Here is an 18,742-nt window from a genome sequence, read left to right as displayed (position 1 = left end):
TACTACCGCAGGTCTTCGGCGAGCACCTCGATGCCGCCTTGCTCGTCGAGCCAGGTCAGGAATGCGGACAGGCCGGTGTCGCGATCCACGACGGGTGTGTAACCGAGATCGCGGCGGGCCGCGCCGGTGTCGTAGGTCGCGGTGCGCGTCATCAACGCCACGGCATAGCGCGACAGCGGAGGCGACCACCGATTCGCCACCGCCGGTATGCGCCAGACGGTGTCGATGATCGCGATCACGGCGGCGAGCACGCGGGGGTTCGGTCGCCGCGACGGCGGCTGATACCCCAGGCGCGTGGCGACCTCGCCGAGGAATCCCCAGACATCGGTCTTCTCGGCATCGGCGATGAAGTAGGCCTTGCCGCCCACCGCGTCCGAGGTCACTGCCAGCAGACAGGCGTGAACGATGTTGTCCACGTGACACAGTGAGGCCTCGACGGTGCGGCCGTAGGACAGATCGGGCAGGGAGCCCGCGGACGTCCGGTCGAGCAGCCGGACGATCGGCCCCGATCGGTCACCCGCACCCCAGATCGCCCTCGGCCGCAGCGCCACCGTCGTGAATTCCGGTGTGTCAGCGGCGAGTACGGCACGCTCGGCGGCGGCCTTGGTTTCGGAATAGTGGTTGAGGTAGCGGCTCGGATACGGCAGCGACTCGTCCACGTCGACCTGATCGCCGCCGTCTCGCTCCATCAGCGCGCTCGGACTCGAGATGAAGACGAACCGCCCCGCGCCCGCGCGTCGCGCCGCGTCGAGGAGCAGTTCGGTGGCACGGACGTTCTCGGTCCAGAAACGGTCCCTGGTGCCGCGTTCGTCGACCCGCGCGGCGCTGTGGATCACCACGTCCATGCCGCTGGTGGCTCTGCTCAGCGAGGCCGCGTCGGCGAGATCGCCGTAGACGAGCGTGACGTGCTCGGCCGCGGGGCCGAGATCGTCGAGCACGCTGGTGCGCCGCACCAGGATCGAGACGTCGTAGGTGCCCTCGGCGATCAGCGCGCGCACGATGGCGCCGCCGAGGAACCCGGACGCACCGGTGACCAGGATCTTCATCGACGCGAGTCCAGTCTCTTCGTGGCCCAGCGGGCGAGTTGTTCGCGACCGATCTTGGCGTTGTGCCGGATGTCGACGGGGAAGCCCGGGTGCACGAGGAACTCCGCGATCGGGACGAGGGTGTCGAATTCGGCCGCACGCGTGCGCAATCGGGTGAGTGCGGCCACGCCATCGGCGCCGGTCTCGAGTTCTACGCACAGGACCGGTCGCTGGGTGCCGGGGTCGCCGACGCCGACCAGTGCTGTGCGCGAGACTCCGGTCACCGCGTTGAAGACCTGTTCGACCTGCACGGTGAACATCGGGCCCTGCGCGGTCGTGATCCGTTGACTCTTGCGCCCGCAGAACCAGATTCGACCCTGCTCGTCGAGCCGGCCCAGATCGCCGGTGCGATGCCAGATCTGCTCACCGTCGGTGATCTTGCCCGCGGTGTTGGCGTGCGCGGGCCAGTAGTAGCGCGTACTCACATTCGGGCCGGCGACCACGATCTCGCCGACCTCGCCCGCGCCGAGCGGTTCGATGTCGTCCCAGGTCGCGACCGGGTCATCGGTGATGGCCAGCAGCCGGACCCGCACTCGATCGGTGGGTCGACCGATACAGGTGCCCTCGCCGCTCTTGGCTCGCTCGACCAGGCCCGCGAGCAACTCCCGCGATTCGATGGTCGACATGGGCAAGGCCTCGGTCGAGCCGTATCCGGCGTAGATCTCGACGTCGGGTCGCAAGACCTCGCGCAATCCGGCGATACACCAGTGCGGAACGGGAGCGCCGCCGGAGAAGATGCTGGCCAGCGACGGCACCTCGACCGGATGCGCGCGCAACCGTGCCAGCAGCGGAATGAGGACCGCGGGCGAGGCGAACATCGTGCGCACGCCGAAGCGCTGGATCGCGTCGACCACGTGCGCCGGATCGGTCGAGCCGACTTTGCTCGGAATCAGCGGTGGCAGCACACAGCGCGACCCGAGGAGCAGGTCGAGGACGCCGACCAGTGGCAGTGTCACGAGGGAGGTGTCGGGTGGCGTGTGCCCGCGGGCGGCGTGCACCTGTTCGACCATGGCGGCGAGATTGCCGTGGGTCAGTTCGACGGCTTTGGCGGGACCGGTACTGCCCGTGGTGAAGCCGATGATCAGCAACTCGTCCGGATCGGCGGGCACCCGCTCGGGCAGCGCCTCGGTGGGGGTGCGGCGCCACGAATCCAGCGTCGGTCCACCCCAGAACCAGCGGCGCCCCACGGTGAGAGTGGTGCGGACCCGCCGGAAACTGCGCGGAAACAGCACCCGCAGGGCGTGCGCCTGCGGGATGCCGATGAACGCCTCGGCTTCGACGGCGCGCAGGCAGTGCACCATCCGGCGCACGCCCATGCCCGGATCGATCACCACCGGCACAGCGCCGATCTTCAACAGCGCGAACAGGATCGCGTACAGCTGCGGGCTCGGCAGCACGAGCACGATGGTGCGGGTGCCGCTGCCAACCCCGGAGTCGGTGAGATGTTCGGCGATGGCATCGGACCAGCGATCGAGGTCGCGGTAGGAGATGCTGCGGTAGTCGGGTAGCCCGTCGGCAGTATTGCCGTCGGGATGGATGACCGCCTCGCGGTCGGGCTCCTCGTCGGCGAGTGCCCGGAATCGGTCGATGGTCTGCCAGTAGGTCGCCGTCGTCACGCGGTGGGCTCCGCGGGTAGTCGGTACAGCGTCGCGGCGGCGGACGGTCCCGCACCCGCCGCTACGAACAGCACGTGGGTGTAGCCGGCGAGGGTGCCCTCGGCGCTCGCGCGGGCATAGGCCAGCGGCAGCGCGGCGGTGTGGGGGTCGCCGTCGGACAGGTCGGGCACCCGCACCGCGTCTTGGTCGATGCCGAGCGCGTCGGCGAGCCGCTTGGGGAAGTGCGGGCTCGGGGTGGAGGCGATCAACGCGACGAAGGCGCCGTCGAAGTCGGCGAGCGCGGACTGCGCGACTTCGGTGGCGACGGTGAGGATTCGGTCCTCGAAGTCGGTGTCGCGTTCGATCGTCATGAGTGTGCGGCCGACGGCACCCATGGTGGCGGTGTCGACGTAGGCCTGCCCCGCGGGGGTGCCGGGCGCGGTCGCGGTGTGCACCGGGCCGAAGCCTTCGGGACCGTCTACCTGCTCGAGTAGCAGCGCGGCACCTGCGGTGGCGTAGGGGAATTCGGCGTCGGCGCTAGAGCGGGTCAACGAGGGATGGGTGTCGCCCGCGACGATCAGGACGTGCTCGGTACCGCCGGTCGACAATACCGAGCTCGCCACCTGCACGGCATTGACGACGCCGACCGCGCCGTTCATCAGGTCGAAGGAGAAGGTCCGCGGATCGGTCTTGGTGTAGTCGAGCCCGATGCCCGCTGCCTTCTGGATCAGTGCCGCCACCGCCGGTTCGACGGTGTTCGAGTCGCGGAAGACCCCGGTGTTGATCAGCACGCCGACCTGGTCGGGGCGGACTCCGGCTTGTTCGAGGCACTGCCGGGCGGCGCGCCCGCTGTGCTCGACGACGCTGTGGGTGTCGGTCGACCTGCTGGTTCCGGTGGATCGGATACGGATGCCCATGGCGAAAACCTCAGACCTTCAGGGAGGAGATGGTGGTGGACAGGAAGCCCGCTACTACCCCGGACGCGGCCGGAACCATCAGCAGTTTCGATCCCGCCGCGATGTTCTCGTCGGCGAGCTGATCGTGCAGCACGATGAAATGTGAAGTGGTCGAGGTGTTTCCGTACTTCTCGATCACATTCAGGTCCGGGGGCATCTCGGCGCCGAACTCGCGGGCGGCCACCGCGTTGATGTACGGCACAGCGGCAGCACCGAACTGGTGATGGATGATGTAGTCGAACTGCTCACCGGCGAAGTCGCTGCCCTGCTGTTCGAGGAAGGTGCCTTGGGCGTCGGGCCAGAGCAAGAACCGTGCTTCGTTGTGCATCTTGCGGTTGTCGGTGTAGAGCGCCACGCCCGACGACTTGTCGCTGGGCATGCCGAGGCACAGGTGCGAATGCTCTGCGGCGGTGAGCAATTCGATGTAGTGGATCTTGTCGGCGTCGTCGACCGCGCGGTCGAGCACGACCGCGCACCCGGAGTCGCCCACCGACAGCGAGGCGAACTGCAGGTCGTACTTCTCGGAGATCTCGTTCACGGCGGTCTCGGCGATGGGGGTGATCGCCTCGCCGCTCACCACCATGCCGTTGCGCACCACACCCGAGCGGATCATCCGGTCGAGAATGTAGGTGCCGGTGAGCATTCCGGCGCAGGCGTTGGAGACGTCGAAGGTGATCGCCCGCTCGGCGCCCAGGGTCTTGGCGATCGTCGAGGCGAACGAGGGCTCCATGTACATGCGGGTGCCGTCGTTGCTGCGGGTGATCGAACAGGAGATGATCACGTCCAGCTCGCCCGGGGCGTAGCGCGAGCGTGCCAGGCAGTCCTGCGCGGCGTTGACGGCCAGGGTGAACGAGTCCTCGACCGATTCCGGGCCGGTGTCGCGCACGCGGCGTTCTTTCACGCCGGTGATGCGTTCCAGATCGAATGCCGGTGGCGTTTTCAGCCGGGAGATCAATTCGGTGGTGGACAAGATGTTCGACGGAAGATATGCCCCGATGGATTCGAAACGCGAATGCGACACGTGAGCTCCCGGATGCGGTCGAAGAATGGTGGCCCGGACGATTTCCGATCGCCGGTGGAATCGAACCCTACCGGTCTCGTGCACCCACACTGTGTGCAGTGATCCAGCACACTCGGGGTGATTTCATTTATGTGACAACGGGTTATGGTAACAGTCGGCAACCCGGGTAGATCGCAGCATACTGCCAGGACAGGCGGCCTTCGTGAGCGAGTGGGAAGGGCCAGGCTATCGGTCGCGGAGACCGTCGACGGTGCGGTGCTGTGTTGCACGATGATGCTCGCGACGTGAGTGACCTCACGATCGTTTACGCCGTCGAATAAATGGGGAGCCGAGCGGGTTTGTTTTCGGAGCAGAAGTGCTCGCGCGAAATCTGTCGACGGGGCTAACTGTCCAGGCCGACGATGCGAGCCAGCCGTCGGTGCGAATCCAGACGCGCCGCACGATCGAATGTGCTGGTGTGGACGAGGATTTCGTCGGCGTCGGTGCGGCTCACCAGGTTCTCCAATGCTTCTGCCACCTGGTCCTCGGTGCCGTGGATCTGGTTGCCGAGCGCCTGCTCGAAGAGGTGGCGCTGCCGGTCGGTCATCGTCGCCGGGTCGATCTCCGCGGGTGGGATCAGCGCGGGAAACTCGCCGTGCGTGCGGGAGTAGGCACTCGCCCACGCCTCGGGGAACAGGAGCCGATGTGCCTGCTCGGTCGAGTCCGCGATCACCGCCGCCGCGGAGACGACGACATAGGGTCGTTGGGCTCGACCCGACGGCTGGAACAGGGCGCGGTAGCGCTCGATCGCCGCCACCATGGCCTGACCGCCCGCGATCGGCGCGATCACCAGGGGCAGTCCGAATCGTGCGGCGCGCTCGGCCCCGGAACCGGTGGCCAGCAGGAACGCCGGGACGTCGATGCCTTCCGCGGCACCGGCGTGCACGCCCCCTCTGCCCGCCTCGAAGTAGTCGAGGACCTCGTCGAGGCGCGCGTCGAAATCGTCGACATCGTCGAGACCGTGGCCGAGCGCGCGCCGGACACCGTCGGTGAATCCCACCGAACGACCCAGACCCATGTCGACGCGTCCGGGGAACAACGATGCGAGCACACCGAACTGCTCGGCGACGACGAGTGGCTGATGATTGGGCAGCATCACCCCGCCGGTGCCGACGCGGATTCGTGAGGTGGCCGCCGCGACCGCCGCCGCGAGCACGGTCGGCGCGGTTCCGGCGACACCGGGAACGCTGTGATGCTCGGCGACCCAGAACCGGTGGTAGCCCCACTGTTCGGCGAGCACCGCGAACGCGACAGTCTCGCGCAGAGCGTCGGCGTGGTCCTGCCCGCGCCGTACGCGCGAGCGGTCCAGGATCGAGAAGCGAACCGATTCGAGTGCCATATCAGTAGTCAACGTCAGGGACGTGATGCGATTCCGCGGCGGTGACACGCGCGAGTGATCTTCGCAGGTTTAGACCGATACCAACCCTGGACCAACCTTTCGCAACCATAGTGTGGCCCGAGCACATCACGTCGGGAAACTGCGAGGAGCGCACTATGGTTCGACATCCCCACGGCCGCAAGGTAGATCATCGCCACCGTGCGGTCGAGGCCAGCGATGATGCCCTGCGCGTGCTGCGGCTGCTGCTCGAGATGCACGGCCCGGTTGTGCTGTACCTGGCCCCCGACACCGATGGGTACACGCCGATCTGCGTGCGGCGCGGCGAGTTCCGTCCCGGCGCGGGTGACGTCCTCGCCGGGCAGACGGCTTGGCACACCGAGTTGTGGATGGCGGATCGGTTCCACGTCGGCTTCGACGACATCGATGTCAGGATCGAGGTGCGCAACCGCCCGCAGCGTGGCTCGGCTTCCCTGGAGGCATCGTGCGGATTCCGGTTCGCCTTGCGCATCGAAAAGGTCGAAGACGCTGCCGAATTCGTCGAGGAAGCCTCCTAGCCGCTCACCAGAACCGCGGAGTCAGCCTCCAGTCGGCGAACTCGGCGGCAAGTAGCTCGCGCAGCGCCGCCCGTGTCGGGAAACGATCGGGGTCGCCGCCGGTGACCACGAGCGTCACGGTGTCGTCGTCACAGGAGAAGGCGAGGTTGACGCCGACCTCCACCTGACGGAACAACTCGACGGGGCCGGGATTGACCACCGGGCGCATGATCACGTCGCGCGCACGGTGCGTGCCGAGGACCGCGATGTTCTGTGCCGTGCGACCCATGTTGGTACACAGGCATTCCGGCGCCTTCGCGGTGCGGGCGAACTTGTGCAGCACCACCTTCGGCAACAGCATCTGCACCGGTTGCAGGTGCTGGATCGGTGGGATGGTCTCGGGATTGTCGTAGGCCAGGCCCGCCGCTTTGAGCGCGGCGCGGACCGCGGGCAGATCGGCGCGTTCGCCCGCGCGGTAGCCGACGCTGATCGGCAGCCCGGTGGTGGCATTGGCGCGCGGGTCGTCGGCCTCGCGCATCGAATGCGGTATGTCGACGCGGACCTCGGCACCGTCGGCGACGCGGCCGCTGCGACCGAGCAGCCCGACGGCGACGCCGATCAGCAGGCCGTTGGTGGTTCCGCCGTGCGCGGCGGCGACGGAGTCCCATTCGGCCAGATCGAGCTGGACGATGGACTCGGCGGCCTGCCAGGTGTCGGCGTGCGGTAGGCGCGGCGCGGCTGGGCGTGGATTGCGGGCCGGTTCGCTCACACCGCGGGACCGGCGTGCCGCACGCACGCCACGGGCGACGGCGCCGAGTTGGCCGCGGGCATCGGCGAGGTCGGCGGCGAAGCGGCCCGTGCCCGCCACCGGGCCGACGAGCCTGCCCGCGCTGGCGAAGCGGTCGGGTGTCTCACCGCGATTGAGCCGGTCGAGGGAATCGACGATCGCGTGCATCATCGCGCCGCCGTCGCACGCCACGTGCGAGGCGACCAGGGTGACCACGGTGCCACCGGACTCGGCCGGCGCGCCGGCGAGTTGCCACACCAGTCCGCGCTCGGGCTCGAACTCGACGGCGGCCTGCTCGAGGAACCAGTCGAGAATCCGGTCCTCGGGAATCGGGGTGTCCGACCAGCGCAGCGGGAGGGATTCGGTGGCGGGCTCCCAGTGCGCGCGGGCGATCGGGAAGCGGGTGGTGCGCACCCGCCGCGCGATGAACCCGGTCGCCAGATGCGCGTGCCAGTCCGCGAGCAGGTCTCGGCTCAGCACCGTGTCGAAGCGGTAGGCCAGCTGGTTCACCAGGGCGTTCGGGTAGAGACTGTGCAGTTTGAAGAACAGGTCGTCGTCGGCGGTGATCCGGTTGAGCTCGGTGGCTACCGCGACAGCGGGGGAGATGACAGTCATCGACAGAGTCCTATCGGGAACGGAGAGTACGCACCGTCAGCGGTGCGAAGACGGCGACAACGACCACCGAGGCGACCAGTGACCACCAGGCATCGGCACCGACGGTGCCGTCCGCGGCGAGGGTGCGCACCGCGGAGACCAGGTAGGACACCGGATTCAGGTCGGAGACGTGCCGCATCCAGGTGGGCATGGATTCCTCGGGCACCAGGGCATTGGAGGCGAAGCCGAGGAAGGTGAGCACCAGCATGGACATGCCCTGCACCGCGGCGGGGCGGGCGATGGTGGCGCCGATGAACGCGAACAGCCAGCTGATGGCGGTGGTGGCGAACACGACCAGCACCGCACCGGCCAGGAATCCGGCGGTGTGCTCGGGCCGGTAGCCCATACAGAACCCGACGATCACGACGGTGGTCGCGGCGATCAGGTACCGCACCGCCCCGGCCAGCAATGCTCCGGCTACCGGGGCTGATCGGGCGATCGGCATGGCGACGAAGCGGTCGAAGACCCCCGAGTGGATGTCTTCGGACAGTTGCACGCCGGTGGCGACCGAGGACGTGAGCACGATCTGGACCAGGACGCCGGGGATCATGATCGGCAGGTACGCCGCCATGCTGCCCGCGATGGCGGTGCCGAAGATGCTGCCGAACAGCACCGGGCCCACGATCGGCAGCAGGATGGCGTCGTAGAGCAGTTGCGGGCTGTGCCGGAAGGTGAGCAGTCCGCGCCACGCCATCATCAGCGAATGCTGCAGCGCCGCAAGCGGACTGACACGGGTTACCCGTGGCTTGCGCACCACTTGTTTCGGCATCTCGGTGGTGAGAGTCATGGTGGTTCTCGAACTTTCGCGATGGGTCGTCATGCCGCGTCCACGGTGCGTGCGTGTCCGGTCAGCGACAGGAACACCTCGTTGAGATCGGGCCGGTCCACCGCGAAACCGCGCAGCGTGATGCCCTCGTCGCGGCAGGCGGTCACGATATCGGCGCCGCGCGTGACGTCGTGCAGCGTGACCGTCAACGTCCCGGTCGACGAACCTTCCGGCACATCGCCGGTGATCTCCTTGATCAGCGCCTCGGCTCGGCGCAGATCGGCGGTGTCGGGGATATCCAGGCGCAGCACCTGCTCGCCGATGGAGGACTTGAGTTCGGCGGGTGTGCCGTCGGCGACGAGTGTGCCACGGTCGATGACCGCGATCCGGTCGGCGAGTGCGTCGGCTTCCTCCAGATACTGGGTGGTGAGCAGCACGGTGGCGCCGCGGGCGACCAATCCGCGCACGATGCCCCACATGCGGTCGCGGGTGTGCGGATCGAGGCCGGTGGTCGGCTCGTCGAGGAAGATCAGCGGGGGCACCGTGATCAGTGTCGCGGCCAGATCGAGTCGACGTCGCATGCCTCCGGAGAACGCGCTGACGCTGCGGCGCGCGACGGCCGAGAGTTCGAATTCCTCGAGGAGTTCATCGGCCCGGCAGGCGGCAGCGCGCCGCGACAGGCCGAGCAGCCGACCGAACAGGCGCAAATTCTCACTGGCGGTGAGGGTTTCGTCGACGGAGGCGTACTGGCCGGTGAGGCCGATCATCGAGCGCACCGCGGTCGCCTCGCGCACGACGTCGTAGCCGAACACCTCGGCGCTGCCCCGATCCGGTCGCAACAGCGTCGCGAGCATGCGGACGGTGGTGGTCTTGCCCGCGCCGTTGGGGCCGAGCATCGCGAACACCGATCCGGCCGCGATACTGAGGTCGACGCTGCCCACGGCGGTGAAATCGCCGTAGGACTTACCGAGTCCGCTGGTGCGGACGGCGATTTCGGTGCTCACCGCGGCCTCCCGGCATGGATGGAAACTGGCGCTGGAAATGGCAGGGGGACAAGGGATTCCACCTCGTCGACGGCACGTGCCACCCCGGTTCCCGCGAACCGGCTCGCATAGGCGGCCGCCCGCGCCACCACGTTCGGGTCGGCGACTCGGTCGAGCAGGGTGGTGAGCTCTGTCTCGGTGAGATCGGCGGCGCGCACGGTGCCTGCCAGGCCGAGCCGGGCCAGCGCCCTGCCCCAGTACGGCTGATCGGCCTGGATCGCGCAGATCACCTGCGGGACACCGGCTCTCAGCGCGGCGGCGGTGGTTCCCGCGCCGCCGTGGTGCACCGCGGCGAGACAGCGCGGGAACACCGACGCATGGTCGACTTGCTCGACGACAGCCATCTCGGGCGACAGGACGGGTTCGATGCCCGCCCACCCCGCGGCCAGCAGCAGCCTGCGACCGCGGCGTGCGCAGACCGCGCGCAACATCGCCACCAGTGCGGCCGGATCGTCGACCGCCATCGAGCCGAAGCCGACGTAGATCGGTGCCGAACCGGCGCCGAGCCACGCGGCCAGCGCGGGATCGGTGGGAGCGCTGAGGAATCCGTCGGTATCGACGGCGAATCCGGTCACGGGGTGTCGATCCGGTAGCTCGGCCGCCAATCCGGGAAACAGGTCGACGTCGTAGGCCTGGATCGACACCCGGTCGGGCAGCCGATGTTCGACTATCCCGAACTCCGACAGCGGCTGTTCCAGCGCGGCATCACGGGCCCAGCGCAGACCCGACCAGATCCGCCGGTTGAGTGCCCCGGGGATCCGGGCACCCCACGCGGTGGGTATCACCGGCACCGACCGGTTCGGATGGATCGGAAAGAAGTGCACTGCTGCCAGGGGCAATCCGACGCGCCGCGCGGCCTTCTCGGCCGCTTCCTCGCCCGCCATCCCGGTCACGACCACGTCGTGACCCGGTGCGAGAACCAGCAGGTCACGCACCGCCTCGACCACCCCGCGCCGTTGCAGATCCAGCACCGCGCGCACCCGCTGACGCGGATTCGGACTGCGGAAACGGTGATCGTCGTGCTGGGTGCGCAGCAGTTCGGCGCTGTCGCGGCCGAAACCGACGGCGGCGATGCCGTGCGCGGTGGCGAAGTCGACGAGATTGGGGGACAGCGCGAGCGTCACCGAGTGCCCGCGAGCCAGCAGCTCGCGGGCCAGGAGAATGCCGGGCTGGGCGTCGCCCCGGCTCCCGGTGAAGGCCAGCAGTGCACGCATTCTCAGCCCGCGCTCAGTGCTGCCGCGGTATCGGTGACCGGTGTGGTCTCGACCGGCACCAGGGTCACCGCGTACATGGCCCTGGCGAACTCGGTGAGGAAGCGTTCCATCACCTCGCCGGGCAGGCCGGCGGGGTGCCGGGTGGAGACATAGAGGCCGTCGGGGCCGCGTACGACCCAGAAGTACACCTCTTCGGTGGAGTACGACACCGCGCGCAGGGTGCGTCCGCGCAGGTCGGCGACCAATTCGTAGTCGGGCAGCATGCGGATGTCGAGGAAGGAGGCACCGTAGGTCGGGCCCTCCACCGCGCCGACCATCGCCAGGGAACGGCCCCACGACGCGTCGTTGCAGAGGTGGGCACGCTTGAGCGAGGCGCGGGTCTCGTGCAGCGCGACGGTCATGTCCGCGCCGGGGGGCAGGGTGACGTCGACCGGGACGACATTGACGAACCAGCCCATCGACTCGAGCCAGGTGAGGTCGGGCCGGGTCGCGATCGGCATGACCGTGCGGAACCGGTCGTCGCCGAAGGTCTCCCTGGAGGCCATCGCCAACGCGGCGAACACGGTCACCGAGAGCCGGTGCTTGAGCCGATCGAGCGCCGCCTCGATCTCCTCGAGCTGTTCGATGCCGATCAGCGTGCGCGAGACGCTGGGCTGGGCGTGCTCACCGTCGAGGACGGCGACCTGGTCGGCACCGAAGCGGGGCATGGGCGAGCCCGGCGCACCGAGGAATTCGCGCCATACCGCGACGGCGGGGGAGTCGGGGTCGAGTTCCTCGGCGGCCGCGCGCTCGATCACGGCGTAGTCGGCCGGGCTGCCGAAGGTGGCCGAGTCGCGGATCTCGCCGCCGGTGGTGACCGCGGTGTAGAGGGTGCGGAGCTCGAGGATGAGCACGGCTTGGGAGTAGGCATCGAGGACCGAGTGGTCGGCACCGACCAGGACGGTGAAGTCGTCGGTGTCGTGGGCGACCGTGGCCACCAGCAGGTGCGGCCACACCAATGCCGACAGCCGCAATTCCAGTGCGTCGCAGAGATACTCGTTGATCTCGTCGCCGTCGGAGAGGTCGGTGACCGCGGCGCCGGTGATCCGGACGGTGCCGGGGGCGGTGCTCACGCGGTGATAGCCGCCGTCACCGGTGGGGGCGACGGTGGTGCGGAAACCCTCGTGGCGGTCGTGCCACAGCCGCAGGGTCGTGGCCCAGGCGTCGGCGTCGAGGGGGGCGTCCATCTCGAAGATGGTGCCGATCCAGCGGCCGCGTCCGGGTCGGGCGTCCTCGGGATCGAGGAAGCCGAGGTACTGCTCGTGGACGCTCGCGAGGGGACGTTCGTCGTCGCGCCAGGCGTCGGGGGAGGTGAGTTCGGGGGTCCAGATCACGAGGTCGCCGCAGCGAATCCGGAATTCGGAGAGATGGGTGTATTCCATGGCGGGTCACCTCATGGGAGTGCAAGCCGAGAACGGCGCGACGGGGATTCGGTGATCGCGGGCGCGTCACCGGATGTTGCTCTGGATCCCGCACCGGATGTAGCTGGCGAACCCTGGGCTATCCCGAGTCTATAACTCTGAGAGTTTTCTGAAATATTACTTCTTCACAACTGGTAGGTGTGAAGAAGCTCACTTTCAAATTTGTTCCGAATCACAACCTAAACCAGGTGCCCCTGGAGTAGTGGGGTTTTAGTTCAGATCAGCGCGCTGAACTCGGTCAGGACCGTGCCGTGCCGGACGACCCCCGACAGGCCGGGCAGTTCGGCAGGCGGTGACCACGTGCGGAACCCGTCGTGACTGTCGCTGAAGTAGTAGCGGCCCTCGGTATAGGCGTCCAGGTAGATGCGGTGCCCGCCGTCGGGCAGGCGGACGACCGACTGCCCCTCCCGTGGTCCACCCCAGCCCGCCCAGTCGCCGGTCGCGATGAATCTGTACGGCCCGACGGGCCGGTCGGCGACCGCGAGTTCGATCAGCTTGGAGTCCTCGTTCTTCACGAACGCGAACACGCGACCGTCCACACGGACCAGCGTGGTGTCGATATGTCCCAGCGAGCCGGGCCCGGCGGGACCGAGTCCCAGCATGGGCACCGGCGGCGCCCAGGTGGTGAGCCCGGCGTCGAGCGGGATGAGCAGATGCGGGGTGAAACCGTGTCCCCAGGTCAGCGATACGATGACGCCGACCCGACCCGCCGCGTCGGCGTACCACTCCGGCGCCCACGCGCCTTCGAGTCTGCCCGCCACCAGCATCGGCACGTTGCCGAGGAACGTCCAGGTGATCCGGTCACGGCTGCGGGCCAAGCCGATCGCGGTGGCGTCACCGGCGATCGTGTAGGTGAGGTAGTAGAGACCGTCGGTGTGCAGCAGCACGCTCGGATCGCGGACCAGGCCGACCGGCGGCGAGTACGCGTGCTCGCTGACCGGGGTGAAGTCGGTGCCGTCGGTGGATTCATAGACCGCGAGGGTGGTATCGCTGTCGGTGCGGAAGGCGGTCATCGTGTAGCGGACCGGAGTGCGGTTCGGGTCGACGCCGACGCCCGGACCGAGCGAGGACTGCGCGCGGGCGGTGCCCACCGCCAGCAGGGGGAGTCCGGCCAGGAGCGTGAGTGCTGATCTGCGGCCCACCGTGATCGCCATGACCTGGGATTATCCGGTCGGCGCTCGGCCGCTCGGCGTAGGCGCGCCGTCGGTCAGGGGGTGGCGGGCTCCGGCTCGGGCACCGCCGCGTCGACCGGTAGCCGAAGGTCGACGATCAGCCCGATCAGCCCGATCGACAGACACACGGCCGACACGGTGATCGCGATCGGGTGGCTGTCGCCTGCCAGAGACCCGGCCAGCACCACGGTCGAGATCGTGCCGGGGGCCGAACCGGCCAGTGTCGCAAGGAGATACGGGGAGACCCGGACCGACGACAGCCCGCAGCAGTAGTTGACGATCGAGAACGGGGCAAGGGGGATCAACCGCAGCGCGGCCACCGCGAGCCAGCCGCGCCGGGCCAGCCGATCATCGATCGCCCGCACCGCCGGGTGGGTCAGGTGTTCGGCGACCCGGTCGCGGCCCAGTGTGCGGACCCCGAGCAGCGCCACGGTCGCGCTCACTGCCGTGGCGGCCATCGCGATGACCGAACCGAGGATCGGCCCGAACAGCACGCCGCTGGTCACGGTGAGCACAGTGCGCGGAACGGGTGCGACGGCGACCACCGCATAGAAGAGGAAGAACAGCAACGGCAACAGCGGCCCAGCGCCACCGGCCCATTCGCGGATCTGCTGCGGGCCCGGCAACGGAACCACCATCGCCACCACGAACAGTGCGGCGAGCCCGGCCAGGGCGATGAGCAGGCGCGGGGAGCGGATCAGTCGGGACACCCGGGTAAGCGTACCGGCCGGTAGGGGATGGCCCGAGTGGGCGGACGTGGTGTCACAGATAGCATCAGGAAGGAACCGGATACATCCTGGTTCGCTGTGTGCCCGTTTGTGGGATTTCACGGACCGGCAGCACACCGGGGTGCGGTCGTCGAACGGAAGAGAGAACAGCAGCTATGCCGATTGGTTCAGAGTCCGGGGCGGGGCTCGCACCGGATCCGGTGCCCGAGTACGCCGCGTGGCGCAAGGGCGTGGCGGGTGTGCTGGCGAAAGCGCGACGGGTCGAGGCTTCCGAACTCCCCGCCGAACCGGAACATCTGCTCGACGAGACCACCTATGACGGGCTGACGATCGCCCCGCTCTACACCCGCCGCGACGAGCTGCCCGAGCAGCCGCTGCCCGGCGCCTTCCCCTACGTGCGTGGCGGCGACGCCGCTCGTGATCCGCAGCGCGGCTGGTTCGTCGGCGCGTTCGCCGGCGAGGACGACGCCGAGGCCACCAACCGGGTGATCATGACCGGTCTGGAGAACGGTGTGAGCGCGATCGCGCTCGGCGTCGGCTCCTACGGCGTCGCTGTCGACGACATCGCCGTCGCCCTGCGTGGCCTGCTGTTCGAGCTGGCCCCGCTGACGCTGGTCGCCGGTGCGGCCACCGGCACGGCCGCCGATCGCGTGTTCGAGGTGCTCGACGGGTACTCGATCGCCGATCGCCCGCAGATCCGGATCGGCCTCGGCGCCGCCCCGCTGACCAGTGCCTTCACCGGCGCCGAGGACCTGGACCAGGCCGAGACCGTGGCACTGGCCGTGCGCGCGATCGCCCGGCCGGAAACAGTCCGCGCGATCACGGTGGACGGCATCGCCTTCCACAACGCCGGTGCCGCCGACGCACAGGAAGTGGGCGCCGCCGTCGCTGCCGGTCTGGCCTATCTGCGCCTGCTGACCGGCGCCGGGGTCGACATCGCCGACGCGTTCGGTCAGCTCGAGTTCCGCTTCGCGGCCACCGACGACCAATTCGCCACCATCGTGAAATTCCGGGCGGCCCGGCGCCTGTGGGCGCGAGTCGCCCAGGTCTCCGGTGCACCCGCCTTCGGCGCCGCTCCGCAGCACGCTGTCACCTCGGCCGCCATGATGACCCAGCGCGACCCCTGGGTGAACCTGTTGCGCACCACGCTCGCGGCGTTCGGTGCCGGTGTCGGCGGTGCCGATTCGGTGACCGTGCTGCCCTTCGACGCGGCTCTGCCCGCGGGCGAACTCGGTGTATCGACGACGTTCTCCCAGCGCCTGGCTCGCAATACCCAGCTGCTGCTGCTCGAGGAATCCCGCCTCGGGCACGTGCAGGACCCCGCCGCCGGTTCCTGGTACGTCGACGCGCTCACCGACGAACTCGCCGCCAAGGCATGGGAGTTCATGCAGGAGCTCGAGTCGGCGGGCGGCTACCTCGCCGCGCTCGATTCCGGTGTGCTCGCGGCCCGGATCGCCGAGACCGCCGCCACGCGCGCCGCCGACGTCGCCCATCGCCGGACCGCGGTCACCGGCGTCAACGAGTTCCCGAACCTCGCCGAGACCCCGCTGTCGGAGCAGGCCCGTGAACCCGGCCCGGTCGCGCGCTATGGCGCTGCCTTCGAGGCGCTGCGCAACCGTTCCGATGCGTACCTGGCTGCCAACGGCGCCCGCCCCAAGGCGCTGATCGTGCCGCTCGGCCCGGTCGCCGAACACAACGCGCGCACCATCTTCACCGCGAACGTGCTGGCATCGGGTGGGATCGAGTCGGTCAACCCCGGTCCGCTCGCGATCGACGGAATCGGCACCGCCGCAACAGCATCCGGTGCGCGCATCGCGGTCCTGTGCGGTGCGGACAAGCGCTACGCCGAACAGGCGGGAGCCGCGACCGACGCCCTGCGCGCCGCCGGAATCGAGACCGTGCTGCTGGCCGGACCGGAGAAGTCGGTCGCGCAATACAGCGGGACGCAGCGTCCCGACGGATACCTGGCCCTGCGCATCGACGCGGTCGCGGTCCTGTCGCAGCTGCTGGAGAAGGTGGGAGCCTGATGACCACATCCGATATCGAGCACGTCATCGGCAGCTTCGCCGAGGTGCCGCTGACCGACCGTGCGCCCGCGCCCGCCGCCGTCGACGCCGAGCAGGTGCGCGCGTTCGTCGCCGATGCCGCGACGGCGAACCACACCACTGCCGAGCAGCTGATCTGGTCGACCCCGGAGGGCATCGACGTTCCGCCGGTGTTCACCAAGGCCGATCGGGATGCGGTCGTCGAGCAGGGCTATCCCCTCGACACCGTGCCCGGCGTCGCGCCGTTCCTGCGTGGCCCGTACCCGACCATGTACGTGAACCAGCCGTGGACGATCCGCCAGTACGCGGGCTTCTCCACCGCCGCGGACTCCAACGCCTTCTACCGGCGCAACCTGCAAGCGGGCCAGAAGGGGCTCTCGGTCGCCTTCGACCTCGCCACCCACCGCGGCTACGACTCCGACCACCCCCGCGTCCAGGGTGACGTGGGTATGGCCGGTGTCGCGATCGACTCGATCCTGGACATGCGCCAGCTCTTCGACCAGATCCCCCTGGATCAGGTGTCGGTGTCGATGACCATGAACGGTGCGGTGCTGCCGATCCTGGCGCTCTACGTCGTCGCCGCCGAAGAGCAGGGCGTGACGCCCGATCAGCTGGCCGGAACCATTCAGAACGACATTCTGAAAGAGTTCATGGTCCGCAACACCTACATCTACCCGCCCAAGCCCTCGATGCGGATCATCTCCGACATCTTCGCCTTCACCAGCGCGAAGATGCCGAAGTTCAACTCGATCTCCATCTCGGGTTACCACATCCAGGAGGCCGGTGCGACAGCCGATCTGGAGCTGGCCTACACCCTCGCCGACGGTGTGGAGTACATCCGCGCCGGTATCGCCGCGGGCATGGACGTGGACAAGTTCGCGCCGCGCCTGTCGTTCTTCTGGGCCATCGGCATGAACTTCTTCATGGAGGTCGCCAAGCTGCGCGCGGGGCGTCTGCTGTGGAGCGAGCTGGTGTCGAAGTTCAAGCCCAAGAGCGCGAAATCGCTGTCGCTGCGGACACATTCGCAGACCTCGGGGTGGTCGCTGACCGCGCAGGACGCCTACAACAATGTGGCGCGCACCTGCATCGAGGCGATGGCCGCGACCCAGGGGCACACCCAGTCGCTGCACACCAACGCGCTCGACGAAGCGCTGGCCCTGCCGACCGACTTCTCCGCCCGCATCGCCCGCAACACCCAGCTGCTCATCCAGCAGGAATCCAACACCACCCGCCCGATCGACCCGTGGGGCGGCTCGTACTACGTCGAGTGGCTCACCCACCAGCTCGCCGAGCGGGCGCGCGCCCACATCGCCGAGGTCGAGGCGCACGGCGGTATGGCACAGGCGATTTCGGAGGGTATTCCGAAGCTGCGCATCGAAGAGGCCGCCGCGCGCACCCAGGCGCGCATCGACACCGGGCAGCAGCCGGTGATCGGTGTCAACAAGTACCAGGTGGAAGAGGATCACGCGGTCGAGGTTCTCAAGGTCGAGAACTCGCGGGTGCGTGCCGAGCAGATCGAGAAGCTGGAACGCTTGCGCGCCGAGCGGGATTCGGCGGCAGTGGAGCAGGCGCTTGCCGAATTGACCCGTGCGGCAACGGCTTCCGAAGGCGGTATGGAGAACAATCTCCTCGCGCTCGCGATCAACGCGGCGCGCGCCAACGCCACCGTCGGCGAGATCTCCGACGCACTGGAGAAGGTCTACGGCCGCCATCAGGCCGAAATCCGTACCCTGTCCGGTGTGTACCGTGACGAAGCAGGCAAGGCCACCAACATCGGCGCCGCCATCGCGCTGGTGGAGGAATTCGGCGAGGCCGAGGGTCGTCGCCCCCGCATCCTGGTCGCCAAGATGGGTCAGGACGGACACGACCGCGGCCAGAAGGTGATCGCGACCGCGTTCGCCGACCTCGGCATGGACGTCGACGTGGGCCCGCTGTTCCAGACGCCCGAAGAGGTGGCGCGCCAAGCGGCCGACAACGACGTGCACATCGTCGGTGTGTCCTCGCTGGCCGCTGGTCACCTCACGCTGGTGCCCGCGCTGCGGCAGGCGCTGGCCGATGTGGGTCGTCCCGACATCATGGTCATCGTCGGCGGCGTGATCCCGCCCGGTGACTTCGACGAGCTCTACGAGGCCGGTGCGGCGGCGATCTTCCCGCCGGGCACCGTCATCGCCGACGCGGCCATCGACCTGCTGAAGAAGCTGGGTGCGGCGCTCGGGCACGAGATCGGCGGCGGCGCACAGGCATGAGCGGTCAGCGCCCGGAGGCGGCAGCCGGCGTAACCACGGAGGGCGCCCGAGCATGCCGC

The 18,742-nt window shown here is 68.7% G+C and carries 15 protein-coding genes; 3 read left to right on the top strand and 12 right to left on the bottom strand.

Annotation, left to right across the window (positions count from 1 at the left end):
- Positions 1-2 precede the first annotated feature (2 nt).
- The 5 genes from ACFWPX_RS18140 to ACFWPX_RS18120 form a co-directional block, all read right to left on the bottom strand.
- On the bottom strand, positions 3-1,046 hold the full coding sequence (locus ACFWPX_RS18140; protein WP_378928384.1) for an NAD-dependent epimerase/dehydratase family protein: 1,044 nt from the start codon (positions 1,044-1,046) through the stop codon (positions 3-5).
- A complete protein-coding gene (locus tag ACFWPX_RS18135; RefSeq protein WP_378928383.1) occupies positions 1,043-2,701 on the bottom strand; it encodes a fatty acid CoA ligase family protein in 1,659 nt (552 codons plus the stop codon). Before ACFWPX_RS18135 ends, ACFWPX_RS18140 begins: the two co-directional genes overlap by 4 nt.
- The gene (locus tag ACFWPX_RS18130; protein ID WP_378928382.1) at positions 2,698-3,597 is read right to left on the bottom strand and encodes a hypothetical protein; all 900 of its coding nucleotides are present in this window, start codon (positions 3,595-3,597) and stop codon (positions 2,698-2,700) included. Before ACFWPX_RS18130 ends, ACFWPX_RS18135 begins: the two co-directional genes overlap by 4 nt.
- 10 nt (positions 3,598-3,607) lie before the next feature.
- On the bottom strand, positions 3,608-4,657 hold the full coding sequence (locus tag ACFWPX_RS18125; RefSeq protein ID WP_378928381.1) for a 3-oxoacyl-ACP synthase III family protein: 1,050 nt from the start codon (positions 4,655-4,657) through the stop codon (positions 3,608-3,610).
- Positions 4,658-5,039: 382 nt separating this feature from the next.
- The gene (locus ACFWPX_RS18120) at positions 5,040-6,035 is read right to left on the bottom strand and encodes an MsnO8 family LLM class oxidoreductase (RefSeq protein ID WP_378928380.1); all 996 of its coding nucleotides are present in this window, start codon (positions 6,033-6,035) and stop codon (positions 5,040-5,042) included.
- 155 nt (positions 6,036-6,190) lie between these two features.
- On the opposite strand from ACFWPX_RS18120, the gene ACFWPX_RS18115 reads away from it, so the two are divergent.
- Entirely contained in the window at positions 6,191-6,589 is a 399-nt protein-coding gene (locus ACFWPX_RS18115; protein WP_378928379.1) for a DUF779 domain-containing protein, read from the top strand.
- 4 nt (positions 6,590-6,593) lie between these two features.
- Here the strand turns inward: ACFWPX_RS18115 and ACFWPX_RS18110 are convergent, their stop codons facing one another.
- The 7 genes from ACFWPX_RS18110 to ACFWPX_RS18080 form a co-directional block, all read right to left on the bottom strand.
- Positions 6,594-7,970: a hypothetical protein gene (locus ACFWPX_RS18110; RefSeq protein WP_378928378.1), complete on the bottom strand. Its 1,377-nt coding sequence runs from the start codon at positions 7,968-7,970 to the stop codon at positions 6,594-6,596.
- 10 nt (positions 7,971-7,980) lie between these two features.
- Positions 7,981-8,796, bottom strand: a complete 816-nt coding sequence (locus ACFWPX_RS18105) for an ABC transporter permease (protein ID WP_378928377.1) — start codon at positions 8,794-8,796, stop codon at positions 7,981-7,983.
- Between the two features lie 29 nt (positions 8,797-8,825).
- Positions 8,826-9,779, bottom strand: coding sequence for an ATP-binding cassette domain-containing protein (locus ACFWPX_RS18100; protein WP_378928376.1), 954 nt, complete (start codon positions 9,777-9,779; stop codon positions 8,826-8,828).
- The gene (locus tag ACFWPX_RS18095) at positions 9,776-11,032 is read right to left on the bottom strand and encodes a glycosyltransferase (RefSeq protein WP_378928375.1); all 1,257 of its coding nucleotides are present in this window, start codon (positions 11,030-11,032) and stop codon (positions 9,776-9,778) included. Before ACFWPX_RS18095 ends, ACFWPX_RS18100 begins: the two co-directional genes overlap by 4 nt.
- 2 nt (positions 11,033-11,034) lie before the next feature.
- Positions 11,035-12,453 (bottom strand): condensation domain-containing protein, encoded by a 1,419-nt coding sequence (locus tag ACFWPX_RS18090; RefSeq protein ID WP_378928374.1) that lies wholly within the window; start codon positions 12,451-12,453, stop codon positions 11,035-11,037.
- 254 nt (positions 12,454-12,707) lie between these two features.
- A complete protein-coding gene (locus ACFWPX_RS18085; protein WP_378928373.1) occupies positions 12,708-13,646 on the bottom strand; it encodes a hypothetical protein in 939 nt (312 codons plus the stop codon).
- A 53-nt stretch (positions 13,647-13,699) separates the two neighbouring features.
- Positions 13,700-14,374 carry a TVP38/TMEM64 family protein gene (locus tag ACFWPX_RS18080; RefSeq protein ID WP_378928372.1) on the bottom strand — a complete coding sequence of 225 codons (675 nt, stop codon included), beginning with the start codon at positions 14,372-14,374 and terminating at the stop codon, positions 13,700-13,702.
- Between the two features lie 173 nt (positions 14,375-14,547).
- Here ACFWPX_RS18080 and ACFWPX_RS18075 point away from each other — a divergent pair, with 173 nt between their 5' ends.
- A complete protein-coding gene (locus ACFWPX_RS18075) occupies positions 14,548-16,419 on the top strand; it encodes a methylmalonyl-CoA mutase family protein (RefSeq protein WP_378928371.1) in 1,872 nt (623 codons plus the stop codon).
- Complete coding sequence (scpA, locus tag ACFWPX_RS18070) at positions 16,419-18,683, top strand: methylmalonyl-CoA mutase (RefSeq protein WP_378928370.1); 2,265 nt, start codon at positions 16,419-16,421, stop codon at positions 18,681-18,683. The genes ACFWPX_RS18075 and scpA overlap by 1 nt, the downstream gene beginning before the upstream one ends.
- Positions 18,684-18,742: the final 59 nt, after the last annotated feature.

Origin of the sequence: Nocardia sp. NPDC058518 (assembly GCF_042719655.1) — a bacterium.
Taxonomy (GTDB): Bacteria; Actinomycetota; Actinomycetes; order Mycobacteriales; family Mycobacteriaceae; genus Nocardia.
Note: the sequence above shows the minus strand (reverse complement) of the source record. Positions and strands in the feature narration are given on the sequence as shown.

Excerpts from the sequence above, each read along its gene's own strand:
- ACFWPX_RS18140 (WP_378928384.1), bottom strand. The coding sequence starts at position 1,046 with ATGAAGATCCTGGTCACCGGTGCGTCCGGGTTCCTCGGCGGCGCCATC.
- ACFWPX_RS18130 (WP_378928382.1), bottom strand. The coding sequence starts at position 3,597 with ATGGGCATCCGTATCCGATCCACCGGAACCAGCAGGTCGACCGACACC.
- ACFWPX_RS18120 (WP_378928380.1), bottom strand. The coding sequence starts at position 6,035 with ATGGCACTCGAATCGGTTCGCTTCTCGATCCTGGACCGCTCGCGCGTA.
- ACFWPX_RS18115 (WP_378928379.1), top strand. The coding sequence starts at position 6,191 with ATGGTTCGACATCCCCACGGCCGCAAGGTAGATCATCGCCACCGTGCG.
- ACFWPX_RS18110 (WP_378928378.1), bottom strand. The coding sequence starts at position 7,970 with ATGACTGTCATCTCCCCCGCTGTCGCGGTAGCCACCGAGCTCAACCGG.
- ACFWPX_RS18105 (WP_378928377.1), bottom strand. The coding sequence starts at position 8,796 with ATGACTCTCACCACCGAGATGCCGAAACAAGTGGTGCGCAAGCCACGG.
- ACFWPX_RS18095 (WP_378928375.1), bottom strand. The coding sequence starts at position 11,032 with ATGCGTGCACTGCTGGCCTTCACCGGGAGCCGGGGCGACGCCCAGCCC.
- ACFWPX_RS18090 (WP_378928374.1), bottom strand. The coding sequence starts at position 12,453 with ATGGAATACACCCATCTCTCCGAATTCCGGATTCGCTGCGGCGACCTC.
- ACFWPX_RS18085 (WP_378928373.1), bottom strand. The coding sequence starts at position 13,646 with ATGGCGATCACGGTGGGCCGCAGATCAGCACTCACGCTCCTGGCCGGA.
- ACFWPX_RS18075 (WP_378928371.1), top strand. The coding sequence starts at position 14,548 with ATGCCGATTGGTTCAGAGTCCGGGGCGGGGCTCGCACCGGATCCGGTG.
- scpA (WP_378928370.1), top strand. The coding sequence starts at position 16,419 with ATGACCACATCCGATATCGAGCACGTCATCGGCAGCTTCGCCGAGGTG.